The 20,136-nt window shown below is 64.2% G+C and carries 20 protein-coding genes; 15 read left to right on the top strand and 5 right to left on the bottom strand.

Going from position 1 to position 20,136, the window contains the following annotated elements; genetic code table 11:
* Positions 1-86 precede the first annotated feature (86 nt).
* The 3 genes from GR158_RS21840 to pcaQ all read right to left on the bottom strand — a co-directional run bounded on the left by GR158_RS21840 (position 87) and on the right by pcaQ (position 2,747).
* Positions 87-908, bottom strand: a complete 822-nt coding sequence (locus tag GR158_RS21840) for a sugar phosphate isomerase/epimerase (protein ID WP_160872577.1) — start codon at positions 906-908, stop codon at positions 87-89.
* Positions 909-915: 7 nt separating this feature from the next.
* Positions 916-1,707: a shikimate dehydrogenase gene (locus GR158_RS21835; protein ID WP_160872576.1), complete on the bottom strand. Its 792-nt coding sequence runs from the start codon at positions 1,705-1,707 to the stop codon at positions 916-918.
* A 101-nt stretch (positions 1,708-1,808) separates the two neighbouring features.
* Positions 1,809-2,747, bottom strand: a complete 939-nt coding sequence (gene pcaQ, locus GR158_RS21830) for a pca operon transcription factor PcaQ (RefSeq protein ID WP_160872575.1) — start codon at positions 2,745-2,747, stop codon at positions 1,809-1,811.
* An 86-nt stretch (positions 2,748-2,833) separates the two neighbouring features.
* On the opposite strand from pcaQ, the gene pcaD reads away from it, so the two are divergent.
* Genes pcaD through GR158_RS21805 form a run of 5 tightly spaced genes read left to right on the top strand, consistent with a single transcriptional unit; the run spans position 2,834 to position 6,482 of the window.
* Complete coding sequence (gene pcaD / locus GR158_RS21825; RefSeq protein ID WP_160872574.1) at positions 2,834-3,637, top strand: 3-oxoadipate enol-lactonase; 804 nt, start codon at positions 2,834-2,836, stop codon at positions 3,635-3,637.
* The gene (pcaC, locus tag GR158_RS21820) at positions 3,634-4,053 is read left to right on the top strand and encodes a 4-carboxymuconolactone decarboxylase (protein WP_134652254.1); all 420 of its coding nucleotides are present in this window, start codon (positions 3,634-3,636) and stop codon (positions 4,051-4,053) included. Before pcaD ends, pcaC begins: the two co-directional genes overlap by 4 nt.
* Entirely contained in the window at positions 4,050-4,790 is a 741-nt protein-coding gene (gene pcaH / locus GR158_RS21815) for a protocatechuate 3,4-dioxygenase subunit beta (protein ID WP_134652252.1), read from the top strand. The genes pcaC and pcaH overlap by 4 nt, the downstream gene beginning before the upstream one ends.
* 1 nt (position 4,791) lies before the next feature.
* Complete coding sequence (gene pcaG / locus GR158_RS21810) at positions 4,792-5,412, top strand: protocatechuate 3,4-dioxygenase subunit alpha (RefSeq protein ID WP_160872573.1); 621 nt, start codon at positions 4,792-4,794, stop codon at positions 5,410-5,412.
* Positions 5,413-5,414: 2 nt separating this feature from the next.
* Positions 5,415-6,482 (top strand): 3-carboxy-cis,cis-muconate cycloisomerase, encoded by a 1,068-nt coding sequence (locus tag GR158_RS21805; protein ID WP_160872572.1) that lies wholly within the window; start codon positions 5,415-5,417, stop codon positions 6,480-6,482.
* 6 nt (positions 6,483-6,488) lie between these two features.
* Here the strand turns inward: GR158_RS21805 and GR158_RS21800 are convergent, their stop codons facing one another.
* On the bottom strand, positions 6,489-7,169 hold the full coding sequence (locus GR158_RS21800; protein WP_160872630.1) for a TetR/AcrR family transcriptional regulator: 681 nt from the start codon (positions 7,167-7,169) through the stop codon (positions 6,489-6,491).
* A gap of 113 nt (positions 7,170-7,282) precedes the next feature.
* Between GR158_RS21800 and GR158_RS21795 the strand changes: the two genes are divergently transcribed.
* Positions 7,283-9,187 (top strand): bifunctional sugar phosphate isomerase/epimerase/4-hydroxyphenylpyruvate dioxygenase family protein, encoded by a 1,905-nt coding sequence (locus tag GR158_RS21795; protein WP_160872629.1) that lies wholly within the window; start codon positions 7,283-7,285, stop codon positions 9,185-9,187.
* A 30-nt stretch (positions 9,188-9,217) separates the two neighbouring features.
* On the opposite strand, the gene GR158_RS21790 is transcribed toward GR158_RS21795, so the two are convergent.
* Positions 9,218-10,276 carry a Gfo/Idh/MocA family protein gene (locus GR158_RS21790; RefSeq protein WP_160872571.1) on the bottom strand — a complete coding sequence of 353 codons (1,059 nt, stop codon included), beginning with the start codon at positions 10,274-10,276 and terminating at the stop codon, positions 9,218-9,220.
* Between the two features lie 199 nt (positions 10,277-10,475).
* Between GR158_RS21790 and GR158_RS21785 the strand changes: the two genes are divergently transcribed.
* From GR158_RS21785 to GR158_RS21745, 9 genes are all read left to right on the top strand, one after another.
* Entirely contained in the window at positions 10,476-11,375 is a 900-nt protein-coding gene (locus GR158_RS21785; protein WP_160872570.1) for an NAD(P)-dependent oxidoreductase, read from the top strand.
* Between the two features lie 226 nt (positions 11,376-11,601).
* On the top strand, positions 11,602-12,729 hold the full coding sequence (locus tag GR158_RS21780) for an ABC transporter substrate-binding protein (protein ID WP_160872569.1): 1,128 nt from the start codon (positions 11,602-11,604) through the stop codon (positions 12,727-12,729).
* Between the two features lie 94 nt (positions 12,730-12,823).
* Positions 12,824-13,702: a branched-chain amino acid ABC transporter permease gene (locus GR158_RS21775; RefSeq protein ID WP_134652240.1), complete on the top strand. Its 879-nt coding sequence runs from the start codon at positions 12,824-12,826 to the stop codon at positions 13,700-13,702.
* Positions 13,699-14,673, top strand: a complete 975-nt coding sequence (locus GR158_RS21770) for a branched-chain amino acid ABC transporter permease (RefSeq protein WP_160872568.1) — start codon at positions 13,699-13,701, stop codon at positions 14,671-14,673. Before GR158_RS21775 ends, GR158_RS21770 begins: the two co-directional genes overlap by 4 nt.
* A 2-nt stretch (positions 14,674-14,675) precedes the next feature.
* Positions 14,676-15,437 (top strand): ABC transporter ATP-binding protein, encoded by a 762-nt coding sequence (locus GR158_RS21765; protein WP_160872567.1) that lies wholly within the window; start codon positions 14,676-14,678, stop codon positions 15,435-15,437.
* Between the two features lies 1 nt (position 15,438).
* Positions 15,439-16,161, top strand: a complete 723-nt coding sequence (locus GR158_RS21760; protein WP_160872566.1) for an ABC transporter ATP-binding protein — start codon at positions 15,439-15,441, stop codon at positions 16,159-16,161.
* Positions 16,162-16,388: 227 nt separating this feature from the next.
* Positions 16,389-17,912 (top strand): sugar ABC transporter ATP-binding protein, encoded by a 1,524-nt coding sequence (locus GR158_RS21755; RefSeq protein WP_160872565.1) that lies wholly within the window; start codon positions 16,389-16,391, stop codon positions 17,910-17,912.
* Entirely contained in the window at positions 17,912-18,943 is a 1,032-nt protein-coding gene (locus tag GR158_RS21750) for an ABC transporter permease (protein WP_160872564.1), read from the top strand. The genes GR158_RS21755 and GR158_RS21750 overlap by 1 nt, the downstream gene beginning before the upstream one ends.
* A 61-nt stretch (positions 18,944-19,004) precedes the next feature.
* Positions 19,005-20,069: a substrate-binding domain-containing protein gene (locus GR158_RS21745; protein ID WP_160872563.1), complete on the top strand. Its 1,065-nt coding sequence runs from the start codon at positions 19,005-19,007 to the stop codon at positions 20,067-20,069.
* Positions 20,070-20,136 lie beyond the last annotated feature (67 nt).

Below are 20,136 nucleotides of genomic sequence, written 5' to 3'. Positions count from 1 at the left end.
AAGGTGTCGCTGGCCGTCGTTCACGCGCCTCGGCGCCTTCGACGACCAGCTATACACAAAATGGAATTATATTCAAAATAATAATTTCATTCCAAATCATAGCCGGCGATGACGGCCTTGCCGGCAGCAAGTGCCTGCACCGCGCGTGCGCGGGGCGACAGGCTGGAATTGAAACCGGCATTCGCAATCTCGATGCTGACGGGCACCGTCTCGGGCAGTGCCTTGATAAAAGCCTGAAGATCGATGCCGCCCTGTCCCGGCAGCAGGCGGCCGCCGCGTGCGATTTCGATGAGCCCGGCGTCGCTCGGGTCGTATTCGGCCGGTGCGTCACAGAGTTGAAAATAGTGGATCGTCTCCGGCGGGATGAGTGCGAGGTCCTCAATACGCCCGCCGGTGCGATCCCAATGCAGGGCATCGGCCAGCACGCCGCCATTCGCCTGGCCAGCCGCCTTGACGATCGCAACTGCCTCGGCGGCATTTCGAACGCCGGTCCAGGGCATGAATTCGAGATCGGCCGTCATGTCGTAACCCGCCGCAAGCTCGGCAAAGGATGCGAAGGTCTGCGCGAGGCGCGCATGATCCGTATCGTCGCCCGCGACCAGAATGTTGGCGGCCCCGAGCGCGGCCGCACAATCCAGGAAGGGTATGAAGTCCGTCGCCTTCGTTTCCGGCTTCAGCCGTACGATCTCGACATCGCCAACCCGCATGCCGGTGTCGGCCAGCGCGGCGCGGGCTTCGGCCAGCACGGCCTTGTCGGTCAGGACGGGATAGGGCGCCTCCCCGCTCGCAGCGGCCGGAAGCAGCCGCAGGCCGACGCTTGAATATCCCGTCTCGGCCGCAATGCGGATCGCCTCGGCGGGTGCGACGTCCGGTATCGTCAGGAAGGCGAGTGCATACTGTCTTTCCATGGTGGCCTCACCTCGCGCTCAGATAATCGACCATCAGGTCGCGGACTTCGACGAACATGTCGACGCCGGTAATCGCGCGGCAGCCCATAGACCGCGCACGCGCGACCAGCGGCGAGACCGCCGGCTTGGTGATGACCTCGCCGATGAACATGTCGGGCGTCAGCTTGTCGCCATCGAAGGGCAGCGGATCGCCGTCCTTCATTCCCGACGGCGTCGCATTCACGACCACATCGAAGCCGGTCGGATCGGCACTGCCGGCGAATACCTTCGCCATGCCGAGCGAGGAGAGGCGCGCGATGAGCGCGGTGCGCCTGACATCGTCCATTTCATGGATGGCAAGCTCGGCAACACCCGCCAGCACCAGCGCATGCGCAATGGCGCTGCCCGCGCCGCCTGCGCCCGCCAGAATGGCGCGCTTTCCTTCAAGCACGCAACCGGCCTTCCGCAGCGCAGAGACGTGCCCGATGCCGTCGAACATATCGCCTTCCCAGCCGGTTTGCGTGCGCCGGAGCGTATTGACGGCGCCGAGGAACGCGGCACGCTCCGACAGCCGGTCGACCATATGCACGGCGGAAATCTTGTGCGGCACGGTCACGATCACGCCATCGAGGTTCTTGAGCGTCTTCAACCCCGCCCAGAACACATCGAGGTCCTGTGGCGCGACGTGGCCCGGAATGCACAGCGCGTTGTGCCCGCGCGCCTGCAGCATCTCGCTGACCCCCGCCGGCGACTTCACCTGCGCGATCGGATCACCGATCACGAAATGGAGGCGCGATGCGCCGTCGAGTTCCAGATTCATGATCCCTCCCATAAAACTGAATGATATTCTATTATGGAATACACATCCAATATTATCAGGTCCAGAGGGAATCGTCGCTTCTGCGAATAGCGCCCGTGGCGCTACGTGCCCTTCGCCGCCATCTCGGCGGCAACGGTGCGGATCGCCTGCATCAGCAGGGAGAGCGGAAGCGACGGCGGCGTGTCCGCGCGCATCGTCAACCCGACCGGACCGCGCGTTTCCACCGTCTCCAGCGGCAGTGCCGCGAGCACGCCATCGGCGATATCGCCCGCCACCACGCCTTCCGAAATGATCCAGACCGCATCGCTCATGCGCAGATAGGCGCGGCCGAAGGCATCCGACACCGTCTCGATCTGGACGGGCGGCGCAGGGATGCCGTGCGCGATCATGAACTGTTCGACGATCGGGCGAATGACGGAGTTGCGCGTCGGCATCAGCACGGGATAGGCGCCAAGCCGGTCGAAGGCGTTGGCACGGGCATCGAGGAGCGGGTGGCCGGTGCGCGTGACGAACAGCACCCGCTCCGAATAGAGATGTTCGAAGGAGAAGCCGGCCATCTTCTCCGGCGCGGCGAGGCGGCCGACGACGAGATCGAGATCGCCGACCCGCAATTGCTCGAGGAGGACGGCGTTCTCACCCGTCACGATCTTGACCGGACCGACGGTCCCCCCGGCAAGGAAACGGTTCATCGCCTGCGGCATGATGCGGGCGGAGACCGTCGGCAGTGCACCAATCCGCACGGGAGGACCGGACAGCGCAGCCTCCTGCGAAACGGAATCCACCGCCTGGCGAAGCGCCGTCAAGGTCGCGCCTGCATGGCGCATGAAAACCTCGCCGTAGCGCGTGGTCCGGGTGCCGCGCCCGTCGCGCTCGAAGAGTGCAACGCCTAGAATGCCCTCCAGTTCGCGGATCGTCTTCGTCACCGCAGGCTGGCTGACATGCAGCAGTTCCGCCGCGCGGTTGACGCTTTTTTGACGCGCCACCTCCAGAAAGGCCTGCAGATGGCGAAACTTGATCCGGGGGTCGATTGGTGAAACCATAACTCTCAGGTTATATTTATCGCCGAAAATCTCATTTTACTTAACCGTTTTACAATTGCTACACCCGGATCAGGAGGAGCGCCATCATGAAGTTTCTGCACGTCGGCGATGCCGCGATCCACTATCGCACCGCAGGCATCGCGCAGGGCAAGCCCGTCATCGCCTTCATCAACTCGCTCGGCACCGATTTCCGCATCTGGGATGCGGTCATGGAGGCGCTGGGTGATGATTACGGCTATGTGCTGCACGACAAGCGCGGCCATGGGCTTTCCGGCACCGGCACGCCGCCCTATTCGATCGACGACCATGCGGACGATCTCATCATCCTTCTCGACCACCTGAAGGTCGAAAAGGCGATCGTCTGGGGCCTTTCCGTCGGTGGCCTCATCGCGCAGGCGGTGCATGACAAGCGCCCCGGGATCGTAGAGGCGCTGGTCCTGTCCAACACCGCCCACAAGATCGGCACACCCGACATGTGGAACACGCGCATCGACACCATTCTGGCCAACGGCCTTGGCGGCATGATCGACCCGATCATGGAACGCTGGTTCACGCCGCCGTTCCGCACGGCCGACAACGCGCTTTATGCCGGCTGCCGCACCATGCTCGCCCGCCAGCCCGTCGACGGCTATTGCGGAACCTGCGCGGCCATTCGCGATGCCGACTATACCGAGGCCGCCGGACGGATTGCCGTGCCGACCCTGTGCGTCGTGGGTGATCAGGACGGCTCCACCCCGCCTGACCTGGTCAGATCGCTTGCCGGCCTGATTGACGGCAGCGCCTTTGTCGAAATTCCCGGCTGCGGCCATATTCCCTGTATCGAGCAGCCGGCCGCCTACAGCGCCGCCGTCCGCACCTTTCTGACATCCCTGCCGGAGCATCGAGCATGACCGAACCCGCACAGCCCTCCGAACGCTACACCGAGGGCATGGCGACCCGGCGCGCCGTGCTGGGCGATGCGCATGTGGACCGCGCAAGCGCCAATGCGACGCCCTTCGACCAGCCGTTCCAGACGTTGATCACCGAAGCCGCCTGGGGCACCGTCTGGTCGGGCAGCCAGTGGACCAAGCGCGAGCGCTCGATGGTCACGATCGCGCTTCTGGCCGCACTCGGACAGGATGAGGAAGTGGCCATGCATGTGCGCGCCACCGCCAATACCGGCGCCACGGAGGAAGATATTCGCGAGGCGCTGATGCATGTCGCGATCTATGCCGGCGTGCCGGCGGCCAACCATGCCTTCAAGATCGCCAAGCAGACGCTTGCCGGCATGCGCGCCGAAAACACCGAGAAGGAGGGAGTGAAATGAGCAACCGGCCGCCCGAAACAGGGCCTTTCTTCGCACGGGACCGCGACATCCACCCGCCGGCCTACACGCCCTGGTACAAGACCTCCATCCTGCGTTCCCCGCAGCGCGCGCTGATTTCGCTTGAGGGCACGAAGAGCGAAATCACCGGGCCGGTCTTCGGCCACGGCATGCTCAATCCGCTCGATAACGACCTTATCCTGAACTATGCCAAGCCCGGCGAAATGCCGATCGGCCCGCGTATCCTCGTGCACGGCCGCGTGCTGGACGAGCGTGGCGCAGGCGTTCCGGGCGCCCTGGTCGAGTTCTGGCAGGCCAATGCCGGCGGTCGCTACCGCCACAAGAAGGAAACCTACCTGGCCGCGGTCGATCCGAACTTCGGCGGCGTCGGACGCACCATCACGGACGAGACCGGTTACTATTGGTTCAAGACGATCCAGCCCGGCCCCTATCCCTGGCCGAACGGCGTCAACGACTGGCGCCCGGCGCATATCCACTTCTCGATCTTCGGCCACGGCTTCCAGCAGCGCCTGATCACGCAGATGTATTTCGAAGGCGACCCGCTGATCTGGCGTTGTCCCATCGTCAAGACGGTCCCGGACGAGGACGCGATCCGCCGTCTCGTCGCCCCGCTCGACATGAACGCGACCATTCCCATGGACATGCGCGCCTACAAGTTCGACATCGTGCTGCGAGGCCGCCGTTCCACCTTCTTCGAGAACCGCCCGGAGGGAAACTGACATGGTTCAACCGCTCGGCTATATCAAGGAAAGCGCCTCGCAGACCGCAGGCCCCTATGTCCATATCGGCTGCACGCCGAACTTCGTCGGCATTCACGGCGTCTTCGACAGGGATCTCGGTTCCGGCGCGCTCTATAACGACGAGACGCGCGGAACCCGCGTCACCATTCGCGGCACCGTCTATGACGGCGGCGGTTATGCGCTGAGGGACGCGCTCGTCGAAATCTGGCAGGCGGACGATGCCGGCTTCTACAACAGCCCGAGCGAAACGCGCGGCGAAGCGGATCCGAATTTCCTCGGCTGGGGCCGTTCGCCCGGCGACATGGATACCGGCGAGTTCGTGTTCGAGACGATCAAGCCCGGCCGCGTTCCCTTCAAGGACGGCCGCTGGATGGCGCCGCACATCACCTTCTGGATCGTCGCGCGCGGCATCAATATCGGCCTGCATACCCGCATGTACTTCCCCGAGGACGAAGCGGCCAATGCGGAGGATCCGGTTCTCGCCCGCATCGAGCACAAGGACCGCATCCCGACGCTGATTGCGAAGAAGGAAGGCGACAACACCTACCGCTTCGACATCCGGCTGCAAGGCGAAGGCGAAACCGTGTTCTTCGACATCTGAAGATGAGCCTCACCCCGTTCGAGCACCCTTTCCTTTCCGGCCTGATGGGCGACGCCGAGATCGTGCCGCTCTTTTCGGCCGCGGCCGATATCGCCGCCATGCTGCGTTTCGAGACGGCGCTGGCACACGCCGAGGCGGAGCACGGCGTCATTCCCGGGGATGCGGCGGCGTCCATCGCCTCCGCTCTGTCGGAGTTCGCGCCCGACATGGATGCTCTGGCAAACGGGGTGGCGCGCGACGGCGTCGTGATCCCGGAATTCGTGCGGCAGTTGCGCCGGACGGTCGGCGGCGCAGCGTCCGAAAACGTCCATTTCGGCGCGACAAGCCAGGACGTCATCGACACCAGCCTGATGCTCCGGCTGAAGGCCGCAACAGGCGTTCTCGCAGGGAGGCTGGCATCCGCAATCGCTGGCTTCGACGCCCTTCAGGCGCGCGACGGCGAAAACGCCCTGATGGGCCACACCCGCATGCAGGCGGCCATTCCCATCGCCGTCGCCGACCGGGTTCAAAGCTGGCGCGCGCCGCTTGATCGCTCCGCACGGCGGCTGGCGCATTTCAGCGCCGAAGGCTTTGCCGTACAGTTCGGCGGGGCCGCCGGCACCCTGGAAAAGCTCGGCGACAAGGGTGCGGATGTGAGGGCGGCTATCGCTCGCAGGCTCGACCTTGCCGACCGGCCGCAATGGCATAGCCAGCGCGACGGATTGGCGGAGCTCGCCGGCATCCTCTCGCTCATCTCGGGAAGCCTCGGAAAATTCGGGCAGGATGTGGCACTGCTGGCAGAAGTCGGCGGCGAGATCCGCCTGTCCGGCGGCGGCGGTTCCTCCGCCATGCCGCACAAGCAAAACCCGGTTGCGGCCGAACTTCTTGTCTCGCTCGCGCGCTTCAACGCCGTGCAGCTTTCCGCCATTCACCAGTCGCTTGTGCACGAACAGGAACGATCCGGCGCGGCCTGGACGCTAGAATGGCTGGTGCTGCCGCAGATGGTCACGGCGACGGGCGTCGCACTTTCGACAGCCATCCGCCTTCTCGGCCAGATCGACCGGCTGGGGCGTGCAACGCATGCTGGATGAGGCGGCTTAGGCGCCAGGACGACCATGCTCTACCCGGACGTAGCGCAGCACCATATCGGCGACATGGCCGGACAGCGTCTCCTGGCCGTCAGGTGTAAAGAGCGCGTCGCCGAAGAGGAAGGAAAAGGTGGCGGCATTCGACACGTTGAAGAACGACAGCGCGCTGATCTGCCAGTGCAGTTCCAGCGGATCGAGCCCCTCGCGGAACAGGCCGGCCTCCTGCCCGCGTTTCAACACGGCTTCCAGCGCCTCGATCGCCAGGCGGTTCAGCCCCCGGATGTTTTCCGAAAGCTGCATGTGCCGGCCATGATGGATGTTCTCGATCATCACCATGCGGATGAAGGACGGATTGCGGCGATGGTGGTCGAAGGTATAGCGACAGAGCTTCACCAGCGCCGCGACAGGATCGAGCCCTTCCAGCTCAAGCTCGCTCTCACCGCCGCGCACCTTTGCGTAGGCCTCTTCCAGAACGCGCTGGTACAGGCCTTCCTTGTCGCCGAAGTAATAGTAGATCATGCGCTTGGATGTGCGCGTGCGTGCCGCGATCTCGTCGATGCGCGCACCGGAGAGGCCGTTCTGCGAGAATTCCTCCATCGCAACCGCAAGAATATCGCGACGCACGCCTTCAGGATCCCGCTTGGCTTGCCGGACCTGTTTCTTTTCGCGCGTCGCGGCACCCTGTTTCATCGTCATCCATTGCCGGCCAAGCCGGCGCATGTCACATTATTAACTGAATCGTACATAACGCCCGAAAGGAAGGCAATATGGCCCCCGTCGACACAGCCAAGGCTCGCGTGGCAATGAAGACCTCGATCGCCACTGTCTCCATCAGCGGCGAATTTCCCGAAAAGCTGGCGGCCATCGCGAAGGCCGGCTTCACGGGCGTCGAGATCTTCGAGAACGATTTCCTGACCTATGACGCCTCGCCGCGCGAAGTGGCGCGGATGGCGGCCGATCACGGGCTCGACATCACGCTGTTCCAGCCCTTCCGCGATTTCGAGGGCATGCCCGAGCCGCACCGTGCCCGCGCCTTCGACCGCGCCCAGCGCAAGTTCGATATCATGGGCGAGCTCGGCACCGATCTCATCCTGATCTGCTCGAACGTCTCGCCGATCTCGCTGGGCGGCATCGACCGCGCCGCGGCCGACTTCCATGAGCTTGGCGACCTCGCCGCGCGCCACGGCGTGCGCGTCGGCTACGAGGCGCTGGCCTGGGGCCGCCATGTCAGCGACCACCGCGACGCATGGGAAGTGGTGCGCCGGGCCGATCACGCCAATGTCGGCATCATCCTCGACAGTTTCCACACCCTTTCGCGCAAGATCGATCCCAACTCGATCCGCTCGATCCCCGGCGACAAGATCTTCATCGTGCAGCTGGCCGACGCGCCGCTGTTCGACATGGACCTGCTCTACTGGAGCCGCCACTTCCGCAACATGCCGGGCGAAGGCGACCTTCCGGTCGTCGACTTCATGCGCGCCGTCGCCGCCACCGGCTATACCGGCCCGCTCTCGCTCGAAATCTTCAACGACCAGTTCCGCGGCGGCTCGGCGCGCGCGCTTGCTGAGGACGGCCATCGTTCGCTCGTCTACATCATGGATCAGGTCCGGCGGCTGGAGCCCGACATCGCCATCACGGCACCCGACATGCCCGACCGCATTCACGCGCAAGGTGTCGAGTTCGTCGAGTTCACGACGGCGGCGGAGGACAAGGACGATCTCGCCGCCCTGCTTTCCACGCTCGGCTTTTCCCGGTCGGCCCGTCACCGCAACCGCGATGTGGACCTCTTCACACAGGGCGACATCCGCATCGTGATCAACACGGATACGGACAGCGACAGCTTCGCCAGCGCCTCCTATTCCGTGCACGGCACCAACGCCTATGCCTTCGGGATCAAGGTGGAGAATGCCGCGGATGCGCTGAAGCGTGCGGCCGCACTGGGTGCGCCCACCTTCGCCGAACCGCGCCAGCCCGGCGAGGCCGCCGTGCCTGCCATCCAGGGCGTCGGCAACGGGGTGGTCTATTTCCTCGACGACACGCCGGCACTGTCAAGCATCTGGGACAACGAGTTCGTTGCCGTCGACACGCAATCCGACACCGCCGCAAGCGCCGGCCTTACCCGCATCGACCATCTGGCGCAGACGACCCGATACGACGAGATGCTGACCTGGCTTCTTTTCTATACGTCGATCTTCTCGACGCGTCGCACGCCGATGGTCGATGTGGTCGATCCGGGCGGCCTCGTGCGCAGCCAGGCCATCGAGAGCGTTCCCGAGCCGGCGTTCCGGCTGACCATGAACGGCGCCGACAGCCGCAAGACCTTTGCCGGCAAGTTCCTGGCGGAAGGCTTCGGCACGAGCATCCAGCACATCGCGCTGGCAACCAACGACATCTTCACCACGGCGAAGCAGTTGGAAGCCCGCGGTTTCCAGGCGCTGCCGATTTCACGCAACTACTATGACGATCTCGAAGCCCGCTTCGGCCTCGAGCCGGAATTTTCCGATGCGCTTCGGGCGGCAAGCATCCTCTACGACCGCGACGACAACGGCGAGTATTTCCAGATCTACAGCCGCACCTTCGGTGAAGGCTTCTTCTTCGAGATCGTCGAGCGGCGCGGCGCCTATGCCGGCTACGGCGCGATGAACGCGCCGTTCCGCATTGCCGCCCAACGGCGCCTCCTGCGCCCCGAAGGCATGCCTAAGAGCTGAGCGATGCGCGGCCCGGAAGCCACGTCCGCGTCAGCCAAGCGCGGAGAGATCGACCGCGACCGTCCGTCCGCTTTCCGCAGCCGCACGGATCGCATCGAGAACGATGAGGTTTGCGGTCGCGTCACGCGCCGACACGAGCGGCGCACCGCCATCGCGGACCAGCGTGGCGAAATGCGCGATCTGCGCCTCGTAGGGGTCTTCCGCCGCAACCGTCAGGACGGACGGCTTGAGCTTTCGTGTCCAGTCCGGTTCGCCGTCGGGCTCCCACAGGGTCAGGTCGGGCAGGGAAAGCCCCGCACGGCTGCCGGCATAGTGATGAGCGCTGACCGGATGGGCCGGGAAGCGCACAAGGTTTTCGCCCGCGGTGAGGTCCCAGGCCCAGGGACCGGTCGCCGCATCGGAAATGCACAGCGTGGCAAGCCCGCCGCGCTTGAAGGTCAGCGCCACCGCTGCCGTATCCTCGACCGCAAAGCCCCGCCGCGCGTTGCTGGAAATCGCTTGCACGGTGGCGATCTCGCCGAAGAAATGGCGCATCAGGTCGATTTCGTGAACGAGGTTGATGAGAAGCGGCCCGCCGACGCCGGGTGCACGCCGCCATCCCGCGTCAAAATAGGAGGCGGGCTTCGCCAGCGCACAGGTGACGGTCGCCATGACGAGATCGCCGATCCGGCCGGCATGGATTGCGGCATGGGCGGCACGGATGATCGGGTTGTGACGGCGGTGATGGCCGATGAGAAGCGGCACGCCGGTTTCCTCGGCAACAGTGATAAGCCGCAGCGCGGAGGCAAGGCTCTCGGCAACGGGCTTTTCCAGCAGGACCGGGATGCCGGCTTTCATCAGCGCCTCGGATACCGGCAGATGGGTTTCATTCGGCGTTGCGACGATCGCCGCCTGCGCGAGCCCGGAATCGATGAGCGCGGTCACATCGGGCAGGCATGGCACGCCATTCGCCTCGGCAAGCGCACGCCCCGCGGGTGCCGGATCGACAAGGGCCGAAAGCTGCACGCCGTCCATGCGGGCCAGCGTATCGATATGCGTCTTGCCGATGACGCCCGCACCGATAACCGCGACGGCGATCTTTTCTGTCATAAAGTCCTCCCTGACTACGATGGAAACGTAGCAGAACAAAAATAAATTGGAATTCAAGTTTAATATTGAACGTCATTCCATTTTTTGCAATGATCAAGACAGATCGAAACGCGCTTGCCGGAGGAGGAGGCCGCATGCAGCAGTTTGAACCAGCAGAAGAGCCCCGGCCGCGCCGCGTCCGAACCGGCGGAATATGGGCGTGAGCCGCGTTCTCGTCACCGGAGGCACCGGCTTCGTCGGGCTGCGCGCGGCGGCTGCGCTCGCCGCCGCTGGCCATTCCGTGCGGGTCTTCGACCTTGCGCCCCGCCCCGAACGGCTCCCGCCGGGGATCGATGCGGAGATCGTCGCGGGCGATATAACGGACACTGCATCCGTTATCGAGGCAGCGCACGGCTGTGATGGAATTGTCCATCTCGCGGGGCTGATGACCGTGGACTGCGCCCGCGACCCGGTGCTCGGTGCGCGCGTCAATCTCATCGGCAGCCTCAACGTCTTCGAGGCGGCAAAGGCCCGCCGCCTGCCGGTCGCCTATCTCTCGACGGCCGGTGTGTTCGGTCCGGAAGACGCCATCCACCCGAAGCCCATGACGATCTACGGTGCGACCAAGCTTGCGGTGGAAGGCGCGGCCCGCGCCTTCCATCTCGACCATGGCGTGCCGAGCCTGGGCCTGCGTCCCTACATCGTCTACGGGCCGGGCATCAGTGCGGGCATCGCTGCCGGCCCGTCGATCGCTCTTGCCGCGGCTGCGCACCGCAAACCGGCGCAAATCCGCTTTTCCGGCCGTGTCGGGTTCGTCTTCGTCGATGACGTCGCCCGCCTGCTCGCCGCGGCGATGACCGCGCCGCTGACGGGCGCGACCGCACTCACGATGGCCGGCGATACCGCCGAAATGGACGACTTCGTGACCGAACTGTCGCAGCAGTCGGGCTGGTCCGACATCACCATCGACGGGCCGCCATTGCGTATCCCCGCCGACCTCGCTTCGGACCCGGTTCCGCCCGCGCTCGGCGCTCAGCCGATCACCGATATCAAGACCGGCATCCGCCTGTCGCTGGCCGAACTGACGGGCGCAGCGGCCGTGGAATCGTCCAATGTTTAACCCCCATCGTCCATTTCCCCGCCACCGATGGCATGGTCTTGTCAATCATCAAGACGACCGCCTGTCGGACAAGACGAACCGTCGTGCCCAGATATGGAGCGAGGTGGGGCAAGAATAAGCAAATCGCGGCCTGCCGGGGAGGAGACCTGGAGACTGCGTTTCGAAAACGAACCATTCGGGTGCGCTTTCGGATTTTCGGCATATGATCATTCAAGGGAGGAACACGATGATCAAGAAACTGCTTTCCGCAACGGCAATGGTGCTGGCGCTTGGTGCTGCACCCGCGCTCGCAGATCTCAAGGTCGGCTCGATCGTCGAGCTGTCCGGCCCCGGCGCCGCCGCCGGCACGAATTTCCGCGATGGCGTGAAAATGGGCTTCGAGGAGATCAACGCCGACGGTGGTATCCTCAAGGAGCCGGTCAGCGTCATCGAATATGACAGCCAGACCGATCCGCAGGTTTCCCGCGCCATGGTCCAGAAGGCGATCGATGACGAAGTCTACGCCATCATGGGCACCGTCTTCTCGTCTTCGACCGTCGTGAACATGATCGTCGCCAAGCAGTATGGCATTCCGCAGTTCACCGGTTCCGAGGCGCCCTCCATCACCGCCAAGGGCAATCCCTACATCTTCCGCACTGCCTTCGGCTCGCAGAAGGGCGTGCCGAAGATGGTGAAGTACATGGTCGAGAAAATGGGTGTGAAGAAGGTCGGCGTCGCCTGGGCGAACACCGAATTCGGCAAGGGCGGTCATCAGGCCTTCATCGACGAAGCGGCCAAGGCCGGCCTCGAGATCGTCGTGGACGTTCCCTCCGAACAGGCCCAGGCCGATTTCTCCGCCGACGTGCTGAAGCTGAAGAACTCCGGTGCCGATGCCTTCTTCGTCTATTACACCGAGGAGGAAAGCGCGCGCTTCCTGCGCGAGGCCCGCAAGCAGGGCATCGAAAAGCCGCTGATCGGCGAAACCACCCTGATCGGCCACAAGGTGATCGAGCTTGCCGGCGATGCCGCAAACGGCGCCATGGGCCATGTCGGCCTGACGCCGGATGCCGATGTGCCCGCCCTGAAGGACATGGTCGAGCGCTTCAAGACCAAGTTCAAGTACACGCCGGATCACAACGCCATCAAGGGCTACACCGCCGCCTGGACGCTGAAATACGTCACCGAAATGGTCGGCTCGCCGGACAGCAAGGCCATCGCCGAAAAAATGCATGGCCTCACCCTCAAGGCTGCCGAATATCCCGGCGTCCTCATGGATGTGAGCTGGGACGAAACCGGTGAAATGTCGCGCGAGAGCTTCTTCGTGAAGGTCGAGAACGGCAAGCAGGTGGTTGAGGCCATCCTGCCCCCGAACTGACCGCCCCGACTGGTTCCTGGCCGGCGGCGCATTCCGCCGCCGGCATACCTATCCAACATCGCCAAGCCGACCACCAGCCCTTGAGGACTTCATCATGGCCGAGCTTCTCCAAATCCTGATCTCCGGCCTCGCCGCAGGTTCCATCTACGCGCTTGCCGCCGTCGGCTTCACGCTGCTCTGGCAGGCGTCGCAGACGATCAACTTCGCCCAGGGCGAATTCGTCATGCTGCCGGCCTTCTTCGTCCTCATCGGCATGACCATGCTCGGCCTGCCGATGTGGACATCCGTCATCCTCGCGCTGGTGCTGTCGCTCCTCATCCTCGGCGTCGCCTTCAAGCGGCTGATCGTCGAGCCCATGCTACCGCATGGCACGCTGCCGCTGGTCATCGCCACGATCGCGCTCGGCCTTCTGATGAAGGAGAGTGTGAAGGAGTTCTACGGCGCGACCGCCCAGCCCTTCCCCGCCATCTTCCCGCAGGATGTCTATCACATCGCAGGCGCCAGCGTTTCCGTGCAGGATATCGGCAATCTCGTCGTCTCCATGCTCGCCATCGGCGGCCTCCAGCTCTTCCTCAGCCGCACCCGCACGGGCCGCTGCATGCAGGCGAGCGCGCAGAATCCGGCCGTCGCCGAAATCCTCGGCGTCAACGTCAAGCGCATGGTGCTCTACACATTCCTGATCAACGCCACGCTCGCCACCATCGCCTCGGTCCTCATCTCGCCGATCTATCTGGCGAAATTCTCGAACGGTGAAACGCTCGGCCTCGTCGCCTTCATCGCGGCCATCGTCGGCGGCTTCAACCAGATCCGCGGCGCTCTCGTCGGCGGACTGCTGATCGGCGTCATCGACAATCTCTCGGCCGTCTACATCTCCGCCCAGTATCGCTCGGCCATGCCGCTCATCCTGCTCATCGTCATCATTCTGCTGCGCCCGCAGGGCCTGCTCGGCACTCCGGAAGGGAGAACCGTATGACCCGTCTTCGCCCCCTTCTTTTGCTTGCCGGCGTCGCGGCCCTCATCCTGGCGCCCATCGGCCAGGGCAACTACATCGTCTACACGCTTTGCTCGTGGCTCCTGTTTTCCATCGCCGCCATGGGCCTGAACCTCACGCTCGGCTATGCCGGCCAGGTCAGCCTGGCGCAGGCCGGCTTCATGGGCATCGGCGCCTATATCACCGCGCTGATGACGCTTGCCGGCATGCACTGGGGCGTGGCGGTCATCGCCTCGATCCTCTCCAGCTTTGCCGTCGGCCTCTTGCTCGGTTACCCGGCCCTGCGCGTCCAGCATCACTTCCTCGCCTTCGTCACGCTTGCCTTCAACACCTTGCTGTTTCTCGTGCTGCGCAACGAGGAAGACATTACCGGCGGCTCCTTCGGCCTCAGCGGCATGGAGCGCCCATCCTTCTTCGGCTTCTCGACGGACAGCAACCTCGCCTTCTACTACTTCTCGCTGGTCTGCTTCCTGATTGCCGCCTTCTCGATGTGGTGGATCCTGCGCTCGCCCTGGGGGCGCGCCTTCAAGGCCTTGCGCGAGAACCCGATCCGCGCCGAAAGCCTCGGCCTCAAGGTGCGCCGCCAGACGCTGCTCGCCTTCGCCATCGGCTCGGCCTTCGGCGGTCTCGCCGGTGCGCTCCAGTCGCCGCTGGTGCAGTTCATCGAACCGTCGAGCTTCGCCCTCATGCATTCGCTGAAGCTGCTGCTTATGGTCGTCGTCGGTGGCGCAGGCTTTTTCTTCGGGCCCATGCTGGGCGCCGCGGTGGTCATCCTGCTGCCGGAAGTGTTGCGCTTCACCGAGGGCTATTACCTCATCATCTACGCCTTCCTCGTGATCGTTCTCATGGTCTATTCGCCGAACGGCCTGATCGGCCTCGCGCAGAAGCTGTACGAGAAGCTGAAGCCGAAACATGAAGCCCGTCGCGATCTGAAACAGGGAGTCCAGCTGTGAACATGCGCACCAGGCAACACGACGGCCCCATCCTTTCGGTCCGCAACATTTCCAAGCAGTTCGGCGGCATCCGCGCGGTCAACGGCGTGAGCTTCGATGTCCAACGCGGCGAGATCCTCGGCCTGATCGGCCCCAACGGCTCCGGCAAGTCGACGCTGTTCAACTGCATCCTCGGCCAGCTGCGCCCAACGGAAGGCCATTGCGAGATCGCGGGGCGGTCGACGGACGGGGTGCGCCCCGCAGACCTTTCCCTGATGGGCGTCGGGCGCACCTTTCAGCAGCTTTCGGTCTTCCCGAAAATGTCGGTGCTCGACAATGTCATCCTTGCCGGGCAGGAACATGAGGGCTCGATGCTCTCGCGCCTCTTCGGCAAATCGGATGCGGGGCTCACGGAAAAAGCCGAGCAGTTGATCGAGTTCTTCCGTCTGACGCCATACCGCGATACGGAGGCGGGTTCGCTGTCCTACGGCCAGCAGAAGCTCGTCGACGCCGCCATGGCCTTCATGGCCGGGCCCGGCATCGTCCTTCTCGACGAGCCGGCCGGCGGCGTGAACCTCACCATGCTCGGCCACCTCAAGGAACGGCTGATCACCTATAACCGCGAACACGGCACGACCTTCGTCGTCATCGAACACAACATGGAGTTCGTGATGTCGCTGTGCACGCGCATCATCGTGCTGGCGCAGGGCGAGATCATCGCCGAGGGGAGCCCGGACGAGATCCGGTCGAACCAGATGGTCATCGACGCTTATCTCGGAGGCTGACATGCTGGAGCTGAAGACCATCACCGGCGGTTACGGCCGGATCACCATCCTCAACGGCACCTCCTTCTCTATCCCCAAGGCGTCGATCACCACGGTGATCGGCCCCAACGGGGCGGGCAAGTCCACCGTATTCAAGGCCATTTTCGGGCTTCTCAACATCCAGTCCGGCGAAATCCTGCTCGACGGCGAGACCGTCACCCGCAAGTCGCCGGCCGAAATGATCGCCCGCGGCGTCACCTACGTGCCGCAGGGCCGCAACGTCGTGCCGCAGCTCTCCGTCCTGCACAATCTCGAGCTCGGCGGGATAACGTCGAAAGACCAGACCAAGGTGAAGCGCCGCATGGAAGAGGTCATGGACCAGTTCCCGATGTTGCGCGAGCGCAAGGACCAGAAGGCCATCGAGCTGTCCGGCGGCCAGCAGAAGCAGTTGGAAATCGCCCGCGCCCTGCTGCTCGACCCCAAGCTGATCCTGATCGACGAGCCCTCCATCGGCCTGTCGCCCAATCTCGTGCAGGAGGTGTTCCAGACGCTCATCCGCCTGCGGGACCAGGGCGTGACCATTCTCATGGTCGAGCAGAACGCCAAGGCGGCGCTCGCGATGTCCGACTACGGCCTCGTGCTCGAACTCGGCCAGACACGCATGTTCGACAAGGCCGATGCGCTTTTGAAGGATCCTCGGGTGGGGCAGCTTTTCCTCGGCGGCCACATCGAGGACGCCGCCTGACGCTCCTCCGCAGGCGCGACGCGTGAAAGGCCCGGCAGGATCACCCTGCCGGGCCTTCTGATTTCGGCGCGGGCGCTTCGCAATTTGTGACGGGAAACGAGCGAACCCCGCGATACGCGCAAGCTAAAATCACTATTATATATAAAATTAGTAGATTGTTTCTTATCCCGGCTGCGCAGTCCTTTTAGGTTTGACTAAAGTCCATATGCCCTGAAAGGAGTTCGAGAATGACGGCATCGCGGCCTGTCCCGCCCGCTTTGCGGTTGCGCTCGGTCAACAAGTCCTACGGCCCGACCCGAGCGCTGAGTTCTGTCGATCTGGATGTGCATGCCGGTGAAATCGTCGCGTTGATGGGCGCCAATGGCGCAGGCAAGTCGACGCTGATCAAAATCCTCTGCGGCATTCAGCGGGCGGATTCCGGCGCGATCGAAATCGAGGGCCGCTCCGTCGATATCGCATCTCCCGCACAGGCGCAGGAACGCGGCATCGTCGCCGTTCACCAATCCATCGCCGACGTCGGTGTCCCGACGCTCAGCGTCGCGGAAAACCTGCTGCTGGATCTCTTCTGCACCGGCGCGGGCCCGCTGGTGGCCACGCCCGCCAATGTGCGCCGCCGCGCGCAGGAGCGCGCCGAAAGGATCGGCCTGGACATCGACCTCGATGCGCAGCTCGCCGACGTGTCGCTGGCCGACCAGCAACTGATCGCGATAGCGCGTGCCGTCAGCCATCGCCCGACCGTCATGCTGTTCGACGAACCGACCGCCAGCCTTTCCGCAGGCGAAACGGAAAAGCTCTTCCGCGTTATCGAAGGGCTGCGGGCAAGCGGTGTCGCTATCATCTATGTATCACACAAGACCGCCGACATACGCCGGCTTGCCGACCGGGTGGTCGTTCTGCGCGATGGCCGCATTTCGGCAAGCTTCGGACGCCCTGTCGAGATCAACGCGGCCATTCGCGCCATGATCGGCCACGATCTGCCGGCGGCGCGGCCACGGGCGACGAGCGACGGACCGCCGATTTTCCGGATCAGGAACGCCCGCCTGAGAAAGCGCGAAGCCAGCTTCGACCTCGATGTCGGCGCCGGCGAGATCATCGCCGTCACCGGCCCGCTCGGGTCCGGCAAGAGCGCGCTTGCCGGCGCGATCTTCGGGCTGTGGCCTCTTGCAGAGGGGCAAATGTGGTTGGAAGACCAGCCGTGGCGGCCTTCCGGACCCGCCCAGTCGATCGCCTCGGGCGTCTTTTATGCCGGGGAAGACCGGTGGCGGACATCGTTCTTTCCCTCCACCGTGCCCTTCGCCTCGGTTGCGGGCACGATCAGCTTTCCGTTTCTGCGCCGTTGGCGCGCCTTCGGCCTGCTCCCCATCCGCCAGGAAGGCAGGGTTGCTGACAACGCCATCGCCACCTTCGGCATCAAGGCGCAGTCGCGCGACGTACCGCTCACGGCGCTTTCGGGCGGCAACCAGCAGAAGGTGGTGCTCGCGCGCTGGCAGGCGGAGCCCGCACGGCTACTGCTGCTCGATGAACCCTTCCAGGGCGTCGATGTCGGCGCGCGCGACGACATCATCCGCGCCATCAGGACAAGCAGCGCCGGCCGCGCGACGATCGTCTTCGTCAGCGACTACGAAGAGGCGCTGGAAGTCGGCGATCGCATCCTGACCATCGAAAACGGCGCAATCCAGGCAGATCCGGCCGCCGAGACCGCCATCCCTGCATCATCCCCGGCGGCGGAGCCGCAGTTGGAAACAGTCTAATGTCCATCACAGCATCGTCCTCTCCCGACCATACCGCCGCGGCAACCGGCTGGCCCTGGCAGACTATCGTCATAAAGTCGGGCATCTTCGTCCTGCTCGCAGCCATGATGATCATCTTCCAGCTGAACGAGCCGGCGTTCCTCAGGGTCGCCAACATCTTCAGCATCCTTCAGGCTGTCGCGATCGTGGCGCTGCTTGGCATCGGCGTCACGGTAAGCTGCGCCATCGGCGGCTTCGATCTCTCCGTCGGCGCGCTGGCGGCCCTCAGCCAGATGGCCGCGGCCTATATTCTCATCGTGCTCAACGGCTCCGCCTTCGAGGCGATCGCCGGCACGCTGCTGATCGGCGTGCTGGTCGGCCTTTTCAACGGGCTGCTCATCGTCATCCTGCGCGTTCCGGATCTGCTGGCGACACTCGGCACGCTGTTCCTGCTTGCCGGCGCCCAGCTCATCCCGACGGGCGGGCGCTCCGTCGCTCCCGGCATGGCGCTGCTCGACGGCAGCGCCGCAACGGGGTCCTTCACCGAATTCTTCCTGGCGCTCGGACGCTACAGGGTCGGCGGCGTGGTGCCGGTTCCGGTGATCGTGCTTGGTGTCGTCGCGCTGGTCTTCTGGTTCATCATGGAAAGAACGCGCTGGGGACGCGTCTTCTATGCCGTCGGCGGCTCACCGACCGCGGCCCACCTCGCGGGCGCGCCGACGAAGACCTACCGCTTCACCGCCTATATCGTCTCGTCCGTGCTCGCAGCCCTCGGCGGCATCCTGCTTGCCGCCCGCCTCGGCCGCGGCGATGTCAGCGCCGGCAACTCCCTGATGCTCGACGCCGTCGCAGCCTGCCTTATCGGCTATGCGGTGCTTGGCGCCAACAGGCCCAATGTCTTCGGCACGGTCGTCGGCGCCGTCTTCGTGGGCGTGCTTCTCAACGGCCTGACCATGCTCAACGCCCCCTATTACATCCAGGACTTCGTGAAAGGCCTCGTGCTGATCGGTGCCCTCGCGCTCACCTTCAGCCTGTCGCATCGCCGAAACTGAAACGACAACCGCACTGACATCTCAACATCAGCCCAGACGGGCATCAAAATCGGAGAAACACATGAAACGACGTACTCTTCTCGGTCTCGCAACCGGCGCGCTTCTGGCCGCCTCCGGCATCATGAGCGGCATAGCCAGCGCGCAGGGCATCAGCGGCGCGCCCGCACCCTTCGACAAGGGCGGGGTCAAGGTCGCGCTCATCGTCTACCTCTCGGGCGGCGACTACTACCAGAACTACGAAGCGGGCGTGAAGCGCCAGGCCGACAAACTCGGAATCGAACTGCGCTCTTTCCAGGGCCGCCAGAAGCCTGACGAACAGCGCGAGCAGATCCGCCAGGCCATCAATCTCGGCGTCAGCGGCATCATCATCGCCGGCGGCAAGGGCGAGGCGGTATCCGACGTGGTGCAGGAAGCCCTGGATGCCGGCATCAAGATCGCCGTGCAGAACATCACGCTGCCGCAGAAGGAGATCATCGTCATCGACCAGGACGAAAGCAAGCAGCTGAACCTCGTGCTGGAGCAGGCGGTCAAGGACAACGGCGACGACTTCAAGGCTGGCTATATCTACGTGGAAGGCTTCCCGGCTCTCGACAAGCGCGACGTCGCCTGGCAGGCCTTCAAGAAGAGCCATCCGGACGTGAGCCAGCTTGCCCAGTGGGGCGCGGTCGACGACACGCCGGCACAGACCGTCGCAAACCAGACCGCTGCCGTCTTCCGCGCCAATCCCGACATCAATGTCGTTCTGGCACCGTGGGACGAGTTCGCGCGCGGTGCGAAGATCGCCGTGGACGAAGCCGGTCTCAACGACCAGGTGAAGATCTACAGCGTCGACGTCTCGACGTCGGACATCCAGGCGATCCGCGAACCGAACAGCCCATGGGTCGCGACCTCGGCCATCAGCGCCGCCGGAACCGGCGCGGCTGCGTTGCGCGCCATTGCCCTGTCGCTGACCGGCGAACTCAAGGAAACCAACATCCTTCTGCCGCCGACCCTCATCACGCGCCAGTTCCTGCTCGATAACGATGTGAAGACGGAGGAAGAGCTGAACGCCAAGCTGCCGGAATTCGCGCTTGAACATGCGGTGACGGCCGAGTGGATTACGAAGGCTGCCGCCCCCTCGAATTGAAGCGACGCGCAAACTCTGCAAAAATAGGGGCCGCATCGTCGGCCCCTAATTCGTTGGACCGTTCGAG

The sequence above is a fragment of the Shinella sp. AETb1-6 genome (genome assembly GCF_009826875.1).
GTDB lineage: Bacteria > Pseudomonadota > Alphaproteobacteria > Rhizobiales > Rhizobiaceae > Shinella > Shinella sumterensis.
Note: the sequence above shows the minus strand (reverse complement) of the source record. Positions and strands in the feature narration are given on the sequence as shown.

Bases quoted from the DNA above. Each gene is read 5' to 3' on its own strand.
- GR158_RS21840 (WP_160872577.1), bottom strand. From the start codon at position 908: ATGGAAAGACAGTATGCACTCGCCTTCCTGACGATACCGGACGTCGCA.
- GR158_RS21835 (WP_160872576.1), bottom strand. From the start codon at position 1,707: ATGAATCTGGAACTCGACGGCGCATCGCGCCTCCATTTCGTGATCGGT.
- pcaQ (WP_160872575.1), bottom strand. From the start codon at position 2,747: ATGGTTTCACCAATCGACCCCCGGATCAAGTTTCGCCATCTGCAGGCC.
- pcaD (WP_160872574.1), top strand. From the start codon at position 2,834: ATGAAGTTTCTGCACGTCGGCGATGCCGCGATCCACTATCGCACCGCA.
- pcaC (WP_134652254.1), top strand. From the start codon at position 3,634: ATGACCGAACCCGCACAGCCCTCCGAACGCTACACCGAGGGCATGGCG.
- pcaH (WP_134652252.1), top strand. From the start codon at position 4,050: ATGAGCAACCGGCCGCCCGAAACAGGGCCTTTCTTCGCACGGGACCGC.
- pcaG (WP_160872573.1), top strand. From the start codon at position 4,792: ATGGTTCAACCGCTCGGCTATATCAAGGAAAGCGCCTCGCAGACCGCA.
- GR158_RS21805 (WP_160872572.1), top strand. From the start codon at position 5,415: ATGAGCCTCACCCCGTTCGAGCACCCTTTCCTTTCCGGCCTGATGGGC.
- GR158_RS21800 (WP_160872630.1), bottom strand. From the start codon at position 7,169: ATGAAACAGGGTGCCGCGACGCGCGAAAAGAAACAGGTCCGGCAAGCC.
- GR158_RS21795 (WP_160872629.1), top strand. From the start codon at position 7,283: ATGAAGACCTCGATCGCCACTGTCTCCATCAGCGGCGAATTTCCCGAA.
- GR158_RS21790 (WP_160872571.1), bottom strand. From the start codon at position 10,276: ATGACAGAAAAGATCGCCGTCGCGGTTATCGGTGCGGGCGTCATCGGC.
- GR158_RS21780 (WP_160872569.1), top strand. From the start codon at position 11,602: ATGATCAAGAAACTGCTTTCCGCAACGGCAATGGTGCTGGCGCTTGGT.
- GR158_RS21775 (WP_134652240.1), top strand. From the start codon at position 12,824: ATGGCCGAGCTTCTCCAAATCCTGATCTCCGGCCTCGCCGCAGGTTCC.
- GR158_RS21770 (WP_160872568.1), top strand. From the start codon at position 13,699: ATGACCCGTCTTCGCCCCCTTCTTTTGCTTGCCGGCGTCGCGGCCCTC.
- GR158_RS21765 (WP_160872567.1), top strand. From the start codon at position 14,676: ATGCGCACCAGGCAACACGACGGCCCCATCCTTTCGGTCCGCAACATT.
- GR158_RS21760 (WP_160872566.1), top strand. From the start codon at position 15,439: ATGCTGGAGCTGAAGACCATCACCGGCGGTTACGGCCGGATCACCATC.
- GR158_RS21755 (WP_160872565.1), top strand. From the start codon at position 16,389: ATGACGGCATCGCGGCCTGTCCCGCCCGCTTTGCGGTTGCGCTCGGTC.
- GR158_RS21750 (WP_160872564.1), top strand. From the start codon at position 17,912: ATGTCCATCACAGCATCGTCCTCTCCCGACCATACCGCCGCGGCAACC.
- GR158_RS21745 (WP_160872563.1), top strand. From the start codon at position 19,005: ATGAAACGACGTACTCTTCTCGGTCTCGCAACCGGCGCGCTTCTGGCC.